Origin of the sequence: Pediococcus stilesii, from assembly GCF_001437075.1 — a bacterium.
GTDB classification, from domain to species: domain Bacteria; phylum Bacillota; class Bacilli; order Lactobacillales; family Lactobacillaceae; genus Pediococcus; species Pediococcus stilesii.
In genome coordinates this window covers 40,619-60,081 of record NZ_JQBX01000009.1, presented here as the reverse complement: position 1 = coordinate 60,081, position 19,463 = coordinate 40,619, and the positions used below count along the sequence as shown (strand labels likewise).

The window sequence follows — 19,463 nt, the reverse complement described above, 5'->3', positions numbered from 1 at the left end:
AAATTATGCTGTCGTACCTTCCTTATTTTTATTTATGAACCAATTTACGGTCTTTTTGATCGATAACTTGTTTAGTATTGAAGAATTGTCTGAGGACGGTGTCGGAGCCGTCTAGATCGGATTGGAATCGGATCCCATCAACGTTGATACGTGCGTTGCGATAGAATTTATCACCTAACTGACCCCATGAAGGTTTAGAGGCATCCACGTTGCAAAAAATATTAAAACCTTGTTGACTTAGATATTTATATTTAGCATTACTTTCTGAATAGGGTTCACTGCCACCAACGTCGGCGCCGAATGGATCAATAAAAATATTGGTTTTTCCAACGATTGGTGCGACTTCTTTCATCCAAAGTGTATTATCTTTTTGAATATCTGATAGGGGTGACTCCTTCATATTAATGTGTCCCCACGAATGTGATGCAAAAGTCCAGCCATCTTTTTTAATGGCGTTTGCAACGGTAGTAGCTTTTTTGATGGCCGTTTTAGTTGCAGGTAAATCTTTTTTAGAAGATTGTGAAATGGATGAACGATAACCTAAAACGCCGTTATATCCGGTTAGTGCGATGGTTCCTTTACTACCATGATACGAAAAGTCCGGATGCTTTTTCACAAATTGATCGATAATTGGAATTAGATCGTAGTTTCCAACCTGTGATTTTCCACCATCAACATAGTGATTTTTAATTTCGCCGTTCTTATCAATGAAAAGATCTTTGGCAAAGCCGTCACCCTTCATATATTTGTAGTAGCTCACATCGTCCTGAGAAAGAATTAATGGTTTTTTTCCTTTTGGAAGCTTGATGTTATTAATTGAAACGGTCGATTTTTTTCCATCTTTATCGGTTTGAATAATATCTTGTAGACCAACGAGCACATAATTATTTTTGTAAACTTGATCAATGATTTTATTAAATTCTGGAATGGTGACCATATAGTCGGCATAGCCCCGCGCCGACTTTGATTTGAAAGCTTTCTGTGGATCAACGATCAGGCTATGGAAGAAAAGATGCCGAAATTGATCGGGTTTGTTCCAGGTGACCAATTCTTTTTTAGTGGAATTGATTGAGTTCCGTAAAGTAGTTGCCGATTTTGAACTCTGTCCCTTCAATAAAGTTAAGGCTCGTTCATAATCATACTGATCCGCCGCTTTTTTAGCAGCAACTAATTTTATACTATTTGCCGATGGTTTAGCCGGTGCCGTTTTTTTAACCTGAATTTGACGAATAAACATAAACGCCCCAAAAATTAAAACTAGAACACTAATAAGACCTAAATACAATTTTTTCATTAAAAATATCTCCCCATAAGTTACTTGTCCATTTACCAGTTTATCAAGCCTAAGGGGTACAGTCATTCAAATTAGGTCCCATAATTGGGAAAAACGCTGAAATTATGAAACTAACAGGGTTAGGCACTAATAATTGCAATGAAAAAGAGACCAGACAAATTTTTTGTCCGATCTCTAAAAATATTAGTCGTTCCAATGTTTAGCAGATTTTGTTACCAAGTTCTTGCATATCTTTTTTCATGGATGCCTTATCTTGAACGTCCTTAGGTTCATACTGTTGAACTGAAACTGCGCCATCAAGAACCCCGCTGTTGTCACTTAATTTCAGCAGACCCATTTTGTAATCAAGGGATAAACCGCTACCTAGATATGTTTCTTCCTCTTTACTACTTGTCAGTTCAAGATCGGCGTTGTTTTCAATTGAATCAGTGTAGTCTGTATCAGCAGCCGGTGATACTACAAGTTGAAATTTATTTCCAATCGCACAAGAGCCACCTAATTTTGAAAATTTACTAGAACCATCATCTAAAGCTAGAAAGACGTGCTTGTTATCGACACCTTTTCCTGAAAGATACTGTTGCGCATTCTCCGTAATATTGATTTTCATAATATTTCTCCTCCTATGCTAACAAAACTACTTTACCTTACTATTCGATAGTATAACAATTAGGAATACAAGTTAAATATTTTGCTCAAAAAAGATTAATTTTTATTTCTTTTAATTGAAACGATCCACCGACGAATAGCGATAAAATCAGCGATTGCTAATAATACTGCTGAAATCAGAAATGCAAAGCGCATTCCAAAAATAAATAGTTGATCGTTATGCAAAGGGTAGGTTGTAATTGTTTGTCCTGATTTTGCACTCATTACCAAGAATAAAGATGAAGTTGAGATACTTACACCCAGAATCATTCCAAGATTTCGTGCAAGAGCATTGACGCTTCCGGCAATCCCGAGCCGATTACTTGGAACAGCCGACATTACGGACGCATTATTTGGAGATTGAAACATCCCAATTCCAATTCCCGTCAAGATCGATGCCATCGTAAAGAACCAATATGGCGTTGATAGACCAAATCCCATGATTAAAAATTGTGCGGCAAGTAGCAGAGACACTCCTAAAACTGTAATTTTGGTTCCGCCAAATTTATCTGAAAGAATTCCACCAATTGGACCGAAAACGACCATGGTTAACGGGATAATTGACAAAAGCGAGCCTGATACTCCCGAAGAAAGTCCACGAGCGTTGACCAAATAATACGGCATTAATACGTTGTAAAAGAAGCCGTTAATGAAAACAAGAAGCGCAGCGATTAATCCAAGTGTAAAATCGGAGTATTGAAAAATAGATAAATCTAAAAGCGGATGCTTCCGACTGGTTTCCGTCCTAATAAATAAAACTAAGGCGATGATGGAAATAATTAGTGATCCAATAATTAACGGATTACTGTAACCACTTTCTTGACCTTGAAGGATTGCAAAGAAGAAGGTAATTACGAATAGCGAAAATTCGATCATCCCCAGCCAATCCAACGGAGCGTTCGCGGATACTGGCACATCATGTGGAAGACTTTTTAAGCCGACTAAAACGGCGATGACCCCGATTGGAACGTTAATCCAAAAAATATAATTCCACGGTAAATAGTTGAGAATTAAACCACCAATTGCTGGCCCAGCGACCGAGCCCAACGCAACGAAGGTACCAATCACACCCATTGCTCGTCCGCGTTGATCAATTGGAAATGAACTAGTTGTAATTCCGAAACTGTTGGACATGGTCATTGCAGCGCCACCAGCTTGAACCACTCTGGAAAAGAGTAGAAAAGGTAATCCAAGGTTAATCCCAGCAAGTAATGAGCCTAAAATGAAAACGGCGGTCCCAACCTTAAAGACTTTTGACTTTCCGATAACGTCACCTAACCGACCGAAAAACATTAGTAGGGCACTAATCACGATTAAATAGATAGAAACAACCCATTCAATTTGGCTGGCACTTACATGGAGTTCTTTAGACATAATTGGCATGGCAATGTTAACAATTGATCCGTCCAATGTGGACATAAATGAAAAAATACCAAGGGCAATCAATATCAGCGTTTTATTCGCCGTCGATGTCCCATTTGAGTTGTTCATACTACATTCCCTCCCAGGTGTAAATTTTTACATACCTAATTTTTCTTTTTTTGATGAAGAAAGTCAATTATTTAATCCCCTAGATTGTAAAAGTTGTTATAGAATCTAATTAAGAAACTATTATCATTGATAGCGTATTTTGGAGGACAAAAATGCAGGCAAAAAAAATTGACCATATTGCGATCATTTGTACGGATTATGTTAAAGCTAAAGAATTTTATGTACATCATTTAGGAATGAAAGTTGTCGAAGAAACTGAACGGCTAAACAAGAATGATATGAAGCTAGATTTGGAGTACGGTGGTGTGATGTTTGAGTTGTTTATTAAACCGGATGCTCCTAAACGAGTTTCATATCCAGAAGCAGCGGGATTGCGTCATATCGCATTTGAAACGGATAACATTGAAGCCGACGTTGAAGAATTAAAGTCAAAAGGAATTGAGGTAGAAAAAATTCGACGCGACGATTTGAACAATCAGAAGATGACGTTTTTCTTTGATCCAGATGGACTGCCAAGCGAATTACACGAATAGCAATAATATTATTATTCGAAAAATGTGAAAAAAGGTTATGACAAAATTTTTTTGGCGTAATCTTTTTATTTTTTATTAAGTTTTACAAGTGTCTAAATTTAAACTGTTGCAAAAATAAAATAAACGCGCTAGAATTCTTTATTATAAAAAAATGATTTTTTCAAAAAACAATTTTCGAGGTGAAGAAATGAAATATGATCTGAATCAAAAAATAAAAAGAGGCGCCCAACGGACTTTAGCGGCGTTTTCAAGTGCCATGTATGAGCTGTTAGCTAAAAAAGCGTATGACGATATTAGTATTAACGAAATTTGCCAGGTTAGTAATTTTCCAAGGGCGACGTTTTACAACTACTTCGATGATAAGAACGATTTATTAAATTATTGTTGGTTCTTACTCAAAAAAGAAAGCAAAATCGAAGAATATCAGGATATTTCTGATGAAGAGCTGCAAGAATACTTATTGCGTCAAATTTTTAAAACGATGTACCGTCATCAAGAATTATTGACCCAGCTTTCCAAAAATAATGTTCCAGGAAGCACAATTATCGTGAACTTGTACGAGTATTTCAAAAATGAAGCAATTAATATTTTAAGGGATCGTCTTGCCGATCGAAAGGAGACGAAGCTTCCGATTGAATTGATCGCCGAACATTACAGCAATACCATTTTGCTAGTATTGAAATGGATTTTTTTAGAAGGGCATCCGTTGACACAAACCGAGGCGATGGAATATGTAAATCGACTATTGTTACAACCTGAAAAATGTTAAACAATAATTATTCATTAATGTAAGAGAGAAGAGAGTAAAGTGAGTAAGTATATTAAACAAAATATTGCTAAGCTAATCGCGTGGCTAGCCGTTTTAATTTTAGGAATATTAATGTTACCCAATATTTCAGGATTGGTAGCAGACAAAGGACAGACTAAAATTCCAGAGACGGCAAAGAGTCAAGTAGCTAAAATGATTCAAAAAGATTGGGGTCATAAGATTAGCAACACGAGACAAGTTGTTGTGGTATTTAATAATGATGATAAAGCTTTGAGTGAGAAGCAGCAGTCAAAGATTAATCACACGATTGATGAATTAAAAAATAACAAGCATAAGTATGACATTAAGGGGATTACAGCCCCCAATGATAGTTCAACGACTAAAAAGCAGTTAATTTCTGATGATAAAACGACCCAAATTGTCCAACTTGATGTGGGAAAACGAGATTCAGTTCGGAAAATGAATCAAGAGTTGACTCAAAACGTAAAAACGAGTGGCGTTAAGACGTATGTTACAGGTGGAGATATTTTAAATGATGATTTTTCCGTTGCAATTGAAGCAGGATTGAAAAAGACGGAAGTGATTGCCATTGTCTTCATCTTGATTGTTTTAATCTGGGTATTCCGTTCGCCAATTGTTCCTTTAATTTCATTAGGAACCGTGGGCCTGTCATTTATAATTGCATTATCGGCAGTGATGAATTTAGCAAAATATACCAATTTCACAATTTCCAATTTTACCGAAGTGTTTATGGTCGTGGTGATGTTTGGAATTGGAACGGATTACAATATTCTATTGTATAACCAGTTTAAAAACGACCTAATTGAAGGAATGGATAAAGAGACGGCAACTAAGCATTCCATAAAAATTGCTGGGAAAACCATTCTTTACTCTGGTAGTACCGTTTTGCTAGGATTCTTAACATTAACGCTAGCCAAGTTTTCAATTTACCGGTCGGCTGCCGGCGTTGGAGTTGGTGTCGCAATTTTGTTAGCCGTTCTATTGACGGTTAATCCATTCTTTATGTCTGTTTTGGGAAATCGAGTTTTTTGGCCAAGTCATAATGCAACGGAATCCAACCATAGTAGACTGTGGCACTGGTTGTCCAGTCGTTCCGCAAAAAATCCAATCTTGGCAATCGGCATAATTGGCATTTTAGCGATTCCGGCGATTGTTGGGTACAGCAATAAGTTAAATTATGATACTGTTGTTGAAATTCCTTCTAATTATTCTTCTAAACAGGGATTCAAAACGATTCAAAAGCACTTTAGTAAAGGAACTGCGGAGCCAACTACAATTTACATTAAGAGTAAGCAGACGTTAGATAACGAAAGCGATTTGCGCGTGATCGATAATGTGACAAATCAAATTCAAGGCGTCAAAGGCATCAAAACGGTTGCGTCGGTTACTCAACCTGGTGGAGAGAAAATTGATCAACTGTACGTTAACGATCAATTGAAATCACTAACATCGCAAACCGCCAAGGCACAAGATGGTCTTCGTGAACTACAGAATGGACTATCGGCGGGTAATTTTGATGCCACCCAGCTTCAGGATATTGGAGCAAAAGCAACATTAATTGGTGAAGAGCTAAAGAGCATTCAAGCAGCTGGCGGAAATTCAGCGAACGGTGAGCAGTTAATAACTGCCTTGCAGCAGAAAATGACCGCTGCGGGACAGCCTTTAAGTCAAACGCAAATTTCTATTTTGGCCGGAGCAGCCAGCCAACAAAGTGCGTCGTTGAGTTCAATGCAATCGCGGCTTCAAGCAATTGCTCAGTATACTCAAACAATCGGCAGTGATGCGCAATCGTTGGGCAATGATCTTCAATCTAAACAACAGCAAATGGCAACTGCAAGTGGAAGCATTGGTGAACTAAATGACGGGTTAACTAAATCCAATGATTATTTAAAACAATTGCAAGATTCGTCAGCGTCGAATACGTTGTTCGTTCCAGATGCCGTTTTGAAGAGTGATACTTTTAAGAAGTCAGAGAATGTATATCTTTCCTCAAATAAAAAGGTTGCTAAAATAACGGTTGTGTTAGATTCGGATCCGCTGACGGCAAAATCGATTAAAAAAGTCGAAAACTTAGAAACAATGATTACTAATAGCATTAAAGGAACGGCTTTGAAGGATGCCAGTGTTTCAATTGGCGGACAGACTTCTGAGACGTCGGATACTTCAAGCATTGCTAACCAAGATTTTGTTCGAAGTTCGGCAATTATGTTGATCGGAATCACCATTGCGCTGATGTTTGTTACCCGCTCGGTGCTCCAATCATTTTATATCATTGCTTCGTTACTACTCGCCTACGTTGGCGGACTTGGAATTACCCGTGTTATCAGTAGCACTCTTTTAGGCGAAAGTCTTTTAGGTTGGAACGTGCCATTCTTTACGTTTGTGATGCTAGTAGCACTGGGAGTTGACTACAGTATCTTTTTGATGATGAAGTATCGGGAATTTGATGGTGATCAACCTGGTGACCGAATTGTCAAGGCCGCGGGATTAATTGGGACAGTTGTTATTTCAGCAGCGATTATTCTTGGCGGAACCTTTGCGGCATTGATTCCAGCAGGTGTGCTAACCTTGACGCAAGTCGCGATTGGAGTAATTAGCGGATTGGTAATCTTAGCATTCTTAATTCCAACGATGAACAGTAGCTTAATTAAATTAACGTATAAAAAATAGTGTAAATGGGGTTATTCCAAAATATTTTTAGGGCTAAATGGGATGCCTATTAAAAAACAGCATGGACTGTGACAACGTAATGGTTGTCGCAATTCATGCTGTTTTTAAATGTTTAAATTAAAGTCGATTGGAGGGAGACTAGCCTAATAAATTACGTTGTAATAAGGTTTCCGCAATTTGAACGGCATTCCAAGCGGCTCCCTTTAGGAGATTGTCGGACACGACCCAAAAGTTATAACTACCAGGATTTTCATAATCAGGTCGAATACGACCAACAAAAGTATCACGTTGACCTTCAGCTGTAATTGGTTGTGGATAAAGTTGATTGGCGGGATCATCTTGTAAAGTTACGCCTGCCGCAGCTTCTAATGTTTTCTTTAAGTCCGTTACGGTCGGATTTTGATTTAGCTTAAAGTAGATCGATTCACCATGCCCCACGGGAACAGGAACCCGGACACAAGTTGCGGTGACTTTGAGATCTGGATTGTCCATATCGTGACGAAGAATCTTTTTGGACTCATGAATCATCTTCCATTCTTCGTGGGTATAGCCATCATCCTCAAAAACATCAATTTGAGGTAATAAATTAAAGGCAAGTGGGTAATGTTTTGGAGCACCACTAACAGGTAAAATACTGGCTGTCTCTGGATTTCCGTTTAGATGTTGTTGGGCTTGATCTAATAGTTCATTCCAAGCGGACTGTCCCGCCCCAGATGCGGCTTGATAAGTTGAAACAACGATCTGTCTTAAACCGTATTTTTGATCTAAAGGTGCAAGAGCAACCAGCATTTGAATGGTGCTGCAATTGGGATTGGCAATAATGCCCTGATGCCAATCGAGATCATTAGGATTTACTTCGGGAATAACCAATGGAACCTTGGGATCCATCCTAAAGGCACTGGTATTGTCAATACAAATTGCGCCGGCTTTTACGGCAAAAGGCAATAGCTTTTTTGAGACCGCGCCACCGGCTGAAGATAAGACAAGATCAATGTCTACAAAGGATTCAGGAGTTGCGGCCTCCACGGTATACGTTGTGCCTCGAAACGATTTTGTTTTACCGGCCGAACGTGGAGAAGCCAGAAGCTTTAACTGATTGATTTTAATTTCAGATTGTTCTAGTTGTTCAATCATACGGGTGCCGACCGCACCGGTGGCTCCGAGAATGGCGACGTTAATTGCTGACATATTATTTTTCCTCCTGAATGAATTTGGTAAGGCGTTGGACGGCCTCGTGAAGATTAGTCATTGATGCTGCATATGAAAAACGAATATAGCCTTCGCCACCAGGACCAAATACAGCACCGGGGATGATTGCTAATTTTCCTTTACGGGCAAGTTGGAGAGCAAAGGCGGTTGAATCTTGGGTTAAAAAATCCGGAATTTTGGCAAAAAGATAAAACGCGCCTTCAGCGTTCGAGGTCCTAAAGCCAAGTTTTTGTAATTCGGGGATTAGATAGTCACGTCTAATTTGATACTTTTTGCGCATTGATATGATATCCTTTTGCCCGCGAAGGAGCGCTTCTGTTGCACCTTCCATGATGCTAGTTGGAGCGGTGGTTACCATAAATCCATGCAACTTTAAGATATCTTTGATCAGTGGAGCTGGACCAGCTAGGTAACCAATTCTATAACCAGTCATTGCGTAAGATTTTGAAATGCCATTGATTATGACCGTTCGCTCTGGTAGTAGACTTGCAATCGAAAAATGCGGATCACCATAGCAGAGTTCAGAATAAATTTCGTCGGCCATGACGAAAAGTTGTGAAACTTGAATAACTGAACTCAGTTGGCGTAACTGAGACTGTGAATATGTTGCACCAGTTGGATTGGTTGGATAGTTAAGAATTACCATTTTAGCCGAAGGATGCCGTTTTAAAACCTCTTTCAAAGTTTCGGGAGTCAATAAAAAATTAGTTGCCGATGTATCAACTTCAATGGGTCGCGCTCCAATTGTGGTAGCGACAGCGGTATACAACGGAAAGACTGGGGTGGGGATGATTACCTCGTCTCCGGCGCTTAAAATGGTTTGCATGGTGGCATAGATGGCTTCAGTAGCACCAATTGTAATTAATACCTCAGAACGCGGATCATATTTAACCATGGTGGAATCTTCTAAATACTTGCTAACAGCATGTCTTAATTTTGGAAGCCCTGCCGAGGGCGCATAGTGGGACTCATTGTTATTAATTGCATTAATCATGATTCGTTTAATGTGGTCGGGCGTATTTAAATCGGGTTCACCAAGGGTTAATTTTAAAATTCCTGGTATATCGGAAATTTCCTGATCAAATTGGCGAATGGCTGATCGACCAATGGAAGAAATTTCAGGTCTAGTTTTATTCTGTAAAATAGTTGCAAGTTCTGGCATGAGCAGTTCCCCTAATCTAAAATATTTTCCAGTCCGACGACCAGTGATTGTAACGTGGTAACTTTTTGGCAGGCGAGCTTTACGCCAGCCATAAACGACTTTCGATCAAATGAATCTTGGCGGATGGTGAGTGCTTCACCGGGAGCACCAAATAAAACTTGTTCATGGGCAACATATCCTGGTAAACGAACTGAATGAATCGGAATCCCATTTACTTGACCACCACGTACACCAGCAATGGTTTCAGTACTATTAGAGGGCGAGGAAAGGTCTCGGTTGGCGTTAATTGCATTTGCGGTTGCAATCGCGGTTCCAGAAGGGGCGTCCTTTTTGCCCGGATGATGCATTTCGATAATTTCAACGTCAGGAAAATATTGGGCAGCTTCCTTGGCAAATTTCATTAGTAAGACGGCTGATAAACCAAAGTTTGGTGCAATCAAGCCACCACGATGATCGTGTAGAGCCATTTCTTGTAGTTCAAGAACTTCTTGAGCTGTCAGACCGGTGGTTCCAACAACCGGATGATAACCATGACTAATTGCATAGCGGATATTTTTAAAAACGACGCTAGGAACGGTAAAATCGATCCAAATATCAGCCGGAGGAAGTTCTTCAATTTTATTAGTGATCAATAAATTTGGTTTAGCTTGTGGAGTGGCGTGGGGTGCAAAACCACCGACAAGTGTGAAGTCGGGTAGTGTGCCAATTAGTTCAGCGGCTTGCTGCCCCATGGCACCCGTGATCCCGGCAATAATAACGGTTTTGTTTGGAGTATTCATTGTCAGTTCCTTTCTTGATCAATTTGATTTAAGGCGATGGAAGAAAGCTTTTCAACCGCTAGGCGTTGGGCTAACTGTTTTATTTCACCTTGGTTAAGTGGCAAAATCGGTAGTCGAGTTGAACCGACGTTAAAACCTTGAGCGTTTAAAATTGCTTTTACTGGAGAAGGCGAAGGGTACATGAAGAGTGCATTCATTTTGGGCTCTAGCCAGCGTTGAAGATTTCCAGCTAACGTGATGTCACCCTGTCTTAAAGAATTAAGTAGCTTTCGAATTTGTTTACCGTAGACGTGACTGGCTACGGAGATGACACCTTGTGCTCCGAGTGCCAAAGCCCCCAATGTTTCAACATCATTTCCAGTGTAAATAGCGAAGTTGGAAGGGATGTTTTCAATTAGAAAACTAAGATCCTCTAAATTGGTACACTGCTTAATGCCAATGATATTTGGAACTTTTGAAAGTTGAAGGATGGTCTGATTATCCATCTGAACACCAACCCTTCCTGGAATATTGTAGATAAAGATCGGAATGTCACAGTGACTAGCAATTTCCTTAAAATGAGCAATCATCCCGCGTTGATTAGGTTTGTTATAGTACGGAACGACAACCAATGCGGCATTGATGCCCTTAATTTGAGCAACTTCATTTGTAAATTTAATCGTTTCAAGCGTGTTATTTGAGCCAGTACCAGCGATAATTGGTACACGACCGTTAACAATGCTAGCAAATCTTTGATATAGTTCTATTTTTTCATCGTGGGTCAGAGTAGGTGTTTCACCAGTAGTTCCGCCAATAACGAATCCCGTACTCCCTGTGTCCAGAAGGTGATTGGTTAGTTTTGCTAGTGCATCAAAGTTGATATGTAGTTTTTCATCGAAGGGCGTGATAATGGCGGTAATGAGGTCTGCGTTTTCAAACATTTGACGGGTGCTCCTTTCTCATTCGATCTTCTAAAAATGCAATAATGGCGTTCACTCCAGGTTGAATTGCTTGTTCATTTAGATTAAAAGTTGCGGAATGTAATGAGCTTGTTGGACCGACCCCAAGCCAAAACATCGTCCCCGGAAATTGGTTTAATAAAAAGCCAAAGTCTTCGCCGGTCATTGCGGGTGGCGTCTCCTCAAACCGGATATTTTTTGAATTTCGCATAAACTTGATAAAGATTTTGGTCAAAGCTGAATTATTTTGAACGGGAAAATAGCCGCCCTGATTGAGTTGGACATCAATTTTACAATCGAGGGCCAGTGCAACTCCGGCACAAATCACACGAATCCGTTCTTGAATTAATTCAATCATTTCCTGCGTTAGCCCACGAATGGTCCCCTCAATGACGGCCTGACCGGCAATTACATTTCGAATTGTTCCAGAGGTGACTTTTCCAAACGTTAATACTCCACCTTCAATTGGATCGACGTTGCGAGAAACAATGCTTTGAAGTTGAGTAATTAGGTACGCTTGCGCAACGACCATGTCTTGTGCGTTTTGGGGATAAGCCGCGTGACCACTTTTACCGCTTAAAGTAATGTTTACTTCGGTTGTTCCAGCAAAAAGGGTTCCCATCCGACAGCCAATCGTACCAGCTTCCAAGAGGGGAGTATCGTGTAAACCATAAAATTCATCTGGTTGGAATTCTTGAGTAAACGCTCCAGACTGAAATGCCAATACGGAACCACTTTGACTTTCTTCGGCTGGCTGAAAGAAGAACACTAAATTATCTGCAGGTTGACTTGTGGAAAAGTGTCTTAAAATTCCTAAGGCAACGGTTATGTGAAGATCGTGTCCACAAGCATGCATTATCCCAGCATGCGTGGATGAGAATTTCAAACCGGTGTTTTCAGTAACCGGAAGTGCATCAATGTCACACCGATATCCAATTGTTCGATGGGGGTTTGAACCACGAACTCGGACTAAAAGGGCGGTTGGCATGGAATCGATATTTTTAAATTCAAGATAGTCCTGTGGAAAACTTTTAATGATTTTTAGAATTAACGCGTGTGTTTCATATTCTTTCAAAGCTAATTCAGGAATTTGATGAAAAGAACGTCGAATCTGGACTAAATTATCAAAGTTGGTTTGCATTCAAGTTCCTCCCTTATTTTTATAAATTGCGTAGACTTTCTTCCAATGCTGTTTTTTGGGCAGTTCCATCACTAACGTTTTTAATTACCCGTGCAGGGACGCCGGCCACTACGGTATTTGCTGGAACGTCCTTTGTCACAATTGCTCCCGCCGCAACAACGGCTCCATAACCAACGTGGACACCTTCGATAATGACGGCGTTGGCGCCAACTAAAACGTGATCGTCGATTGTGACGGGTTTGGCAGAAGCTGGCTCAATTACACCTGCAAGGACAGCTCCGGCACCAATATGACAAGCTTTTCCGACGATGGCGCGTCCACCCAGTACCGCGCCCATATCAATCATGGTTTCATCACCAATTTCTGCTCCGATGTTAATAATGGCGCCCATCATGATGACGGCGTTGTTACCAATCACAACTTGTTCCCGGATAATGGCTCCGGGTTCGATACGGGCGTTAATTTCCTTTAGATCAAGAAGGGGCACCGCAGAATTACGGGCGTCATTTTCAACACGGTAATTTGAAATCTGAGCCGCCGATTTTAGAAAGGCATCGATCACTTCCCAATCACCAAAGAGGACTCCAAAACTTGGTGAAAGGTAAGCCTCAATTTCAGATGGGATTTTCAATTGGTCTAGTTCTTCTCCGGAGACATAAACACGTGCTGGAGTCTTTTTTTTCGACGTTGCGATGGTTCGAATAATTGATTGTGCGTCTAAGTTACTCATAAGATTTAGTTCCCTTCATGTTTTTTAATAATCAAGATCATTTTGAATTAAATCGGCAAATGTTTCTCTTTTGACCACCATTTTAGCCTCGCCATTTTCAACGAAAACAACGGCTGGACGAGGATTACGATTATAATTACTAGCCATTGAGTATCCGTATGCACCGGTCGCCAAGATTACGATGGTGTCACCAGGTTTAGTTTGGGGGAGTTTAAGATGATCAATCAAAATGTCTCCAGATTCACAGTATTTACCAGCTAAATGAACGGTCTCGTAATTTGAAGCATTTGGATTTTCGGCTAAAACGGCGGCGTACTCCGCTTGGTAAAGTGCCGGGCGAAGATTGTCACCCATGCCGCCGTCAACCGTTAAGTAGGGCTGTAGACCAGGAACATCTTTTCGAGATCCAATGGTGTAAAGCGAATAGCCTGCCGGACCAACAATGGCGCGACCAGGTTCAATCCAAATTGACGGTACGGATTTTTGTAACAAATCATATTCATGCTGAATATGATCTAAAACATCACCTAAAATTGCTTCAGGCTTCAATGGATCATCACCATTGGTATACTTGATTCCAAATCCACCACCAATGTTTAAAATTTGAGCCGTAAAATCATACTTTTCTTCCCAATTGGAAAGGAGATGGATTAGTTTTTGTGATTCCAATTCGAACCCCTGCGTATCAAAAATTTGTGACCCGATGTGGGCGTGAATTCCTAAAACATTGATTCGTTTGTTTGCTAACGCAATTTGTAGTGCATGATCAGCTTGACCAGAGTGAATATCAAAGCCAAATTTACTGTCGGCTTGACCAGTTTGAATGTACTCATGGGTATGTGCCGAAATTCCCGGTGTAACCCGAATTAAAATGTTAACGTGGGCATTGTTGACTTTCAAAACTTGATCCAAGAGATCTAATTCGTGAAAGTTATCCACAATGACCATTCCAATTCCATTTTTAATTGCGTAATCTAATTCAAAACGGGATTTATTATTTCCGTGAAAACTCAGATTGTGCGCGGGAAACCCGGCCGCAATTGCGGTTGCAAGTTCACCACCAGAAACGACATCGGCATGCGCATTTTCTTCTTCAATGATTTGATAGATGGCCTTAATACTTAACGCTTTAGAGGCATAACTGACTGTTCCTGAGATGTTTTTTTTTGTAAACTCGTTCTTAAAAGCTCGAATCTGTTGGCGAATCGAATCTACGTCGTAAACTTGTAGTGGAGTTCCATAATTTTTGGCCAGTTGAGTGGCAGGAAGATTGCCGATTACAACCTGATTGTCACCATTTGTCGAATATAAACTCATTTTATCAGCTCGCTATCTAATTAATTTGCCATAAACTTATAATATTAATTTAAGTCCGTCAAGCATGATTTTATAACGAATTGGCCTTTTAAAATGGCATATAGTAGAACTGAAATAAATTAAATTTATTTTTTGCATTTTAAGATCGAACGAGTATAATGGGTTTTAAATTAAAAAAGAGGTTGCGGAGATTAAAAGTAACTGAGGAAGAGGATGAAGGATCCGATGAAGCCCAGTGAAAGGATGATCCGCCGAAATGGTTAGCGTACCTTCTGCGATAACCGTTGGGTCTTGAAAGAATATTTCAAGGACTGTCGCTATTTTATAATAGCGGGGTGCTTTTCAAATCGAATCAATGATTTTAGTATACTGAAAAGTTGCTAGCGCCCGTCTTTTTTGGAGATGGGCGTTTTTATATTGATTAATGGGAAAGCTAGTACCTCAAAAAGGAGTCTAGCATGGTAAAAGTTGTAAAGTTTGGTGGAAGTTCATTGGCAGATGCTACGCAATATCGAAAGGTGCTTGATATTTTAAGTCAAGATCAACATCGGCGCGTTATTGTAGTATCAGCACCAGGAAAGAGATTTCCAAGTGACACTAAAGTAACGGATCTATTGATCAAGTATGAAAATGGAGACGAAAATGAGGTATCTTTGGCTCGACAGTTGATAATTGAACGTTATCAGGCGATTGCTGAGGCCTTTAAGGTTTCTGATCAACGATTTGAACCCATTCGAGAGTATCTGAGTGACCTAGTGAATTTATATTATGTAAATCGAAAGGCCCGTTTAGCACATTTTAAGGCGGCTGGTGAACACCTCAATGCAATTTTGATGGCAGAGGTTCTCCAAGCTCAGGGGATGAGCGCCCGATTTGTTGATCCAAGTGAACTTGGGATAACGGTTCACGGCGACTACAATAACGCTATTTTAGATCAGAATTCTTATTCCAAAATTCAGGATGTAAGCGCGAACCTGTTATCAGACACCGATTACATTGTCGTTCCGGGCTTTTATGCCTATAACGATGCGGGCGAGGTATGTACTTTTTCACGCGGTGGTTCTGACATAACCGGAGCTATTTTGGCACGAGGCTTTCAGGCTGAAATGTATGAAAATTTTACTGATGTAGACTCGATTTATTCCGCTAACCCGCACGTGGTTAAGCATCCGCATTCGATTCGGGAGATGACATATCGTGAGATGCGTGAGCTGTCTTATGCAGGATTTTCGGTGTTTCATGATGAGGCAATTATTCCAGCCATCGAGGCCCAAATCCCCATTGTGGTCAAAAATACCAATCATCCGGCACTTCCAGGAACGTTAATTGAACCTGAACAAAATTTTAGATCGGATCGCGAAATTACCGGGGTAGTAAGTTCCAATCATTTTGCAGCTTTATATCTACATAAATACTTATTGAATCGTGAGGTTGGTTTCACTTTAAAACTTTTACAGATTTTGTATCGCTACGGGATTAGTTATGAGCATATGCCTTCTGGAATTGATGATCTAACAATTATTTTTGATAAAAACCAGGTTTCAAACGCAATCTTACCTAATTTATTGGAAGATATTCACCGAGAATTGCAAACGGATCAACTAGAATGGATTGATGATTATGCAATTTTAATGATTGTCGGCGAAGGCATGCGAGATAAGGTGGGGATTGTTGATCGAATTGTTGACGCGTTGGCTCGTGACCAAATTGGAATTCAAATGATTAATCAAGGTGCTTCACGGATTTCGACCATGCTCGGTGTGCACCAGAATCAAGCCGATCAGGCGGTCAGACAGATCTATAAAGAATTCTTTGAATCAAAGGTGGGGGTGGAGCAATGATTAATTTACTCAAAGTGCATGGATCAGAAAATACATTTTTCTTGTTAGATCAGAATCAATTGTCACGGCCGTTAACAGAAGAAGAACTTATTCAAACGGCGGTTAAAATAACGGATGGTTCCGCTGGAATTCTTGGTGGAGCAGATGGATTATTAGTCGTTGATGACGGTGTCCATCAAAACACTTTAGGTCGAATGCGAGTGATCAATAGCGATGGTAGCATCGCTAGTATGTGTGGTAATGGCCTCAGAACGGTAAGCCGCTACCTTGGCGAAAAGTATGATAAAGATGAATTTCTTGTTGAGACCGCCGAAGCGGATTTACAAGTCGGAAGAGCACCAGCGCTTGGCAATGGAGTAGCCACGTACCACGTTGAAATTTCCCCGGTTCGATTTGAAACAAGTGCGTTACCAATGAATGCGGCTGGCCGTAGTGAGTTAATTCATTCTAACGTTGTCGATTTGAACGAGACAATTAAGTTTTCCGCAATTGCAGTACCGAATCCACATTTAATTGCGATTGAAGAACCGCATCAAATTTTAAACAAGACAAAGTTAGGGGAGCTGGGACAGCGGTTTAACGAACAAAATCCGTGGTTTCCAGATGGTGTTAACGTTAGCTTTGGTCGGGTAATTGGTCAAAACCAAATTTTTGTTGAGACATATGAACGGGGAGTTGGTTTTACGAATGCTTGCGGAACGGGGATGGCCGCCACTAGTGTAATTTGGACGTTACTTAATGATGGAAAAACCGGAGTTAATACGGTTAATAACGTTTATAATCCTGGTGGGATGGTCCAAACTCGGGTACGACAGGATGACGGGGAATATAAAATTGATTTGATTGGAAATGCCACCTTTACCCATCAAATCCAAATTAATGAAGAACAATTACGAAAAAATCATTTTGAAAAAGCTAAAATTGTGGAAACTGGTGAAGAAGAGTCGTATCAAGAATTTGTTAAGGCCCTTCCAAGTTATTCATTCTAGATGAACTAAATGCTTGTGAAATAATTTGATTCCAGTTATGCTGAAGTCAAAACCAAGTGAGGTGGAGACAAATGAAAATTGGAATTATTGCAGCAGGCGGTAAAGCGGGGCACATGATTATGGAGGAAGCATTGCGCCGTGGACATGATGTAACGGCAATTGTCCGGCATCCTTCAAAAATTAATGAAGATGTTAAAGTTTTAAAGAAGGATTTATTCGATTTAACTCGACAGGATTTACAAGATTTTGACGTTGTTGTGGACGCTTTTAAAGCTCCGGCTGGTGAAGAAATTAAGTTTTTAACTTCAACCGAGCACCTAGTTGAAATTCTAACGGGAACCACAGTCAGACTGTTCTTTGTCGGCGGAGCTGGTAGCTTATATGTTGATGATCACATTACTCATTTGTACGAAACACCTGGTTTCCCAGAAGCGTTTAAACCGACTTCTACAATGATGGGGCGTGGCCTTGAAGTATTAGAGAATCAAGATCAGTTAAATTGGACGTATATTAGTCCAGCACCCAACTTTAAACCAACAGGCGATAAAAAAGGCCATTATACTTTAGGAAACGAGATGTTAATGACCGATAGTGAGGGTAAAAGCGAAATTAGTTATGCGGATTATGCGGTGGCGATGGTCGATGAGATTGAAAATAACAACCATAATCGAGAACACCTAAGTGTTGTATGGTAAAAATAGCGAACTAGATTAGTCGGTCAACGAAGCGCAGCTACGAATAAAAGCTAGTTTAAGGTATGATTTATAATTAAAAATGGAGTCATGACACAGGTATTAATACCGGTCATGACTCCATTTTTAGCTCTATAATAATTCGTTCAAATTTCAAAATATTAAATAAAAGCTTTGATTGATCGTCTACAGATGCTTATTAACATCGTAAGGAATGTTTTCATCACTTTTTTCGTGTTTCCGATCTTTAACGTAGAAAATTGCATATTCTTCGTTTTTAGCCGGATCGGTGACGACCACAAGCTCATCGTTAGGACGTTGTTTTTGTTTGAATAAATGTCCTTTTTTTACGGCTTCATTATAATCATGAAAATTACCAATAGAATCACCAGGATTAAATAAAATTGTTTCACTCATAAAGTCCACCTCCTCATCTTAATAACTTAACTATATACGATGTTAGCGTTATCAACAACTAAAAAGGATAAAAATTATACATTTAAAATGTTTAAAATTTCCTTCTTATATTTAATAAAGTCCGAGGTTAATTCAAAATCTGGCTTATTACGTTCTTCCGAGGTGATTTTAATTTCATGTGAAATAGTCGCTGGCTTTCCGCTTAAAATGTAAATTCGGTCTGAAAGAGTGATGGCTTCGTCAACACTATGCGTGATTAAAAGGGTTGAATTCTGCATCTGGCGACTTATATCGGTGTACCATCGGTAGATTCCACGCTTAGTTAATTCATCTAAAGCGCTGAACGGCTCGTCTAAAAGGGTCAGATCCTTAGTTGAAAGAAACGTCCGCAACAACGCAGCTCGCTGACGCATTCCCCCAGATAGTTCATTAGGATATTTATTTTCGTATCCTGATAAACCAAAAAATTCAAAGAGGGGGGTTGCACGCTTGATGGCGTCTTTCTTAGAAATACCTTTGACTAAATCCGGCAAAATGACGTTATTCATAATTGTTCGAAACGGAAGTAAAAGGTCTTTTTGAAGCATGTAACCAAGATGACCAGCTTCTCCGGTTATGTCGTTGCCATTAAAAACAACCGTGCCATCTAGGGGATGAGTAATTCCAGCAATGACGTTAAAAAGGGTTGTTTTTCCAATACCACTGACGCCGAGAATCGAAACAATTTCGTTTGTTTTAACCGAAAGTGAGACATCATTTAAAATTTGTTTACCATCAAAACTTTGGTCAACGTGTTGAACTAATAATTCGGTCATGATTATTTTC

The 19,463-nt window shown here is 39.8% G+C and carries 18 protein-coding genes and 1 riboswitch; of the genes, 6 read left to right on the top strand and 12 right to left on the bottom strand.

Going from position 1 to position 19,463, the window contains the following annotated elements; genetic code table 11:
- Positions 1 to 28: 28 nt before the first annotated feature.
- From IV81_RS05245 to IV81_RS05235, 3 genes are all read right to left on the bottom strand, one after another.
- Entirely contained in the window at positions 29 to 1,294 is a 1,266-nt protein-coding gene (locus IV81_RS05245) for a hypothetical protein (RefSeq protein WP_057802801.1), read from the bottom strand.
- Positions 1,295 to 1,493: 199 nt separating this feature from the next.
- A complete protein-coding gene (locus IV81_RS05240; RefSeq protein WP_057802800.1) occupies positions 1,494 to 1,901 on the bottom strand; it encodes an iron-sulfur cluster biosynthesis family protein in 408 nt (135 codons plus the stop codon).
- Between the two features lie 95 nt (positions 1,902 to 1,996).
- Positions 1,997 to 3,430 (bottom strand): MFS transporter, encoded by a 1,434-nt coding sequence (locus IV81_RS05235; protein ID WP_057802799.1) that lies wholly within the window; start codon positions 3,428 to 3,430, stop codon positions 1,997 to 1,999.
- Positions 3,431 to 3,582: 152 nt separating this feature from the next.
- On the opposite strand from IV81_RS05235, the gene gloA2 reads away from it, so the two are divergent.
- The 3 genes from gloA2 (at position 3,583) to IV81_RS05220 (ending at position 7,423) form a co-directional block, all read left to right on the top strand.
- Positions 3,583 to 3,963, top strand: coding sequence for an SMU1112c/YaeR family gloxylase I-like metalloprotein (gene gloA2, locus IV81_RS05230; protein WP_057802798.1), 381 nt, complete (start codon positions 3,583 to 3,585; stop codon positions 3,961 to 3,963).
- Between the two features lie 187 nt (positions 3,964 to 4,150).
- Positions 4,151 to 4,732, top strand: coding sequence for a TetR/AcrR family transcriptional regulator (locus IV81_RS05225; protein WP_057802797.1), 582 nt, complete (start codon positions 4,151 to 4,153; stop codon positions 4,730 to 4,732).
- Between the two features lie 39 nt (positions 4,733 to 4,771).
- Positions 4,772 to 7,423, top strand: coding sequence for an MMPL family transporter (locus IV81_RS05220; RefSeq protein WP_057802796.1), 2,652 nt, complete (start codon positions 4,772 to 4,774; stop codon positions 7,421 to 7,423).
- Between the two features lie 138 nt (positions 7,424 to 7,561).
- On the opposite strand, the gene IV81_RS05215 is transcribed toward IV81_RS05220, so the two are convergent.
- The 7 genes from IV81_RS05215 to lysA are packed head-to-tail and all read right to left on the bottom strand — an operon-like array spanning position 7,562 to position 14,699.
- Complete coding sequence (locus IV81_RS05215; protein ID WP_057802795.1) at positions 7,562 to 8,611, bottom strand: aspartate-semialdehyde dehydrogenase; 1,050 nt, start codon at positions 8,609 to 8,611, stop codon at positions 7,562 to 7,564.
- Between the two features lies 1 nt (position 8,612).
- On the bottom strand, positions 8,613 to 9,794 hold the full coding sequence (locus tag IV81_RS05210) for an aminotransferase class I/II-fold pyridoxal phosphate-dependent enzyme (RefSeq protein ID WP_057802794.1): 1,182 nt from the start codon (positions 9,792 to 9,794) through the stop codon (positions 8,613 to 8,615).
- A gap of 11 nt (positions 9,795 to 9,805) precedes the next feature.
- Positions 9,806 to 10,573 (bottom strand): 4-hydroxy-tetrahydrodipicolinate reductase, encoded by a 768-nt coding sequence (dapB, locus tag IV81_RS05205; protein WP_057802793.1) that lies wholly within the window; start codon positions 10,571 to 10,573, stop codon positions 9,806 to 9,808.
- A gap of 2 nt (positions 10,574 to 10,575) precedes the next feature.
- Positions 10,576 to 11,493 carry a 4-hydroxy-tetrahydrodipicolinate synthase gene (gene dapA, locus IV81_RS05200; protein WP_057802792.1) on the bottom strand — a complete coding sequence of 306 codons (918 nt, stop codon included), beginning with the start codon at positions 11,491 to 11,493 and terminating at the stop codon, positions 10,576 to 10,578.
- Positions 11,486 to 12,652 carry an N-acetyldiaminopimelate deacetylase gene (locus IV81_RS05195; protein WP_057802791.1) on the bottom strand — a complete coding sequence of 389 codons (1,167 nt, stop codon included), beginning with the start codon at positions 12,650 to 12,652 and terminating at the stop codon, positions 11,486 to 11,488. Before IV81_RS05195 ends, dapA begins: the two co-directional genes overlap by 8 nt.
- A gap of 19 nt (positions 12,653 to 12,671) precedes the next feature.
- A complete protein-coding gene (dapD, locus tag IV81_RS05190) occupies positions 12,672 to 13,382 on the bottom strand; it encodes a 2,3,4,5-tetrahydropyridine-2,6-dicarboxylate N-acetyltransferase (protein WP_057802790.1) in 711 nt (236 codons plus the stop codon).
- A gap of 24 nt (positions 13,383 to 13,406) precedes the next feature.
- Entirely contained in the window at positions 13,407 to 14,699 is a 1,293-nt protein-coding gene (gene lysA, locus IV81_RS05185; RefSeq protein ID WP_057802789.1) for a diaminopimelate decarboxylase, read from the bottom strand.
- Positions 14,700 to 14,867: 168 nt separating this feature from the next.
- Positions 14,868 to 15,048: riboswitch (Lysine riboswitch) on the top strand.
- A gap of 109 nt (positions 15,049 to 15,157) precedes the next feature.
- Between lysA and IV81_RS05180 the strand changes: the two genes are divergently transcribed.
- The 3 genes from IV81_RS05180 to IV81_RS05170 all read left to right on the top strand — a co-directional run bounded on the left by IV81_RS05180 (position 15,158) and on the right by IV81_RS05170 (position 18,224).
- Entirely contained in the window at positions 15,158 to 16,540 is a 1,383-nt protein-coding gene (locus IV81_RS05180) for an aspartate kinase (protein WP_057802788.1), read from the top strand.
- On the top strand, positions 16,537 to 17,529 hold the full coding sequence (dapF, locus tag IV81_RS05175) for a diaminopimelate epimerase (RefSeq protein ID WP_057802787.1): 993 nt from the start codon (positions 16,537 to 16,539) through the stop codon (positions 17,527 to 17,529). The genes IV81_RS05180 and dapF overlap by 4 nt, the downstream gene beginning before the upstream one ends.
- Before the next feature lie 71 nt (positions 17,530 to 17,600).
- Positions 17,601 to 18,224, top strand: a complete 624-nt coding sequence (locus IV81_RS05170) for an NAD(P)-dependent oxidoreductase (protein WP_057802786.1) — start codon at positions 17,601 to 17,603, stop codon at positions 18,222 to 18,224.
- Between the two features lie 183 nt (positions 18,225 to 18,407).
- Here IV81_RS05170 and IV81_RS05165 read toward each other — a convergent pair whose 3' ends face one another.
- Both IV81_RS05165 and IV81_RS05160 read right to left on the bottom strand, forming a co-directional pair.
- Positions 18,408 to 18,638, bottom strand: coding sequence for a hypothetical protein (locus tag IV81_RS05165; protein ID WP_057802785.1), 231 nt, complete (start codon positions 18,636 to 18,638; stop codon positions 18,408 to 18,410).
- Positions 18,639 to 18,712: 74 nt separating this feature from the next.
- A complete protein-coding gene (locus IV81_RS05160; protein WP_057802784.1) occupies positions 18,713 to 19,453 on the bottom strand; it encodes an ABC transporter ATP-binding protein in 741 nt (246 codons plus the stop codon).
- Positions 19,454 to 19,463: the final 10 nt, after the last annotated feature.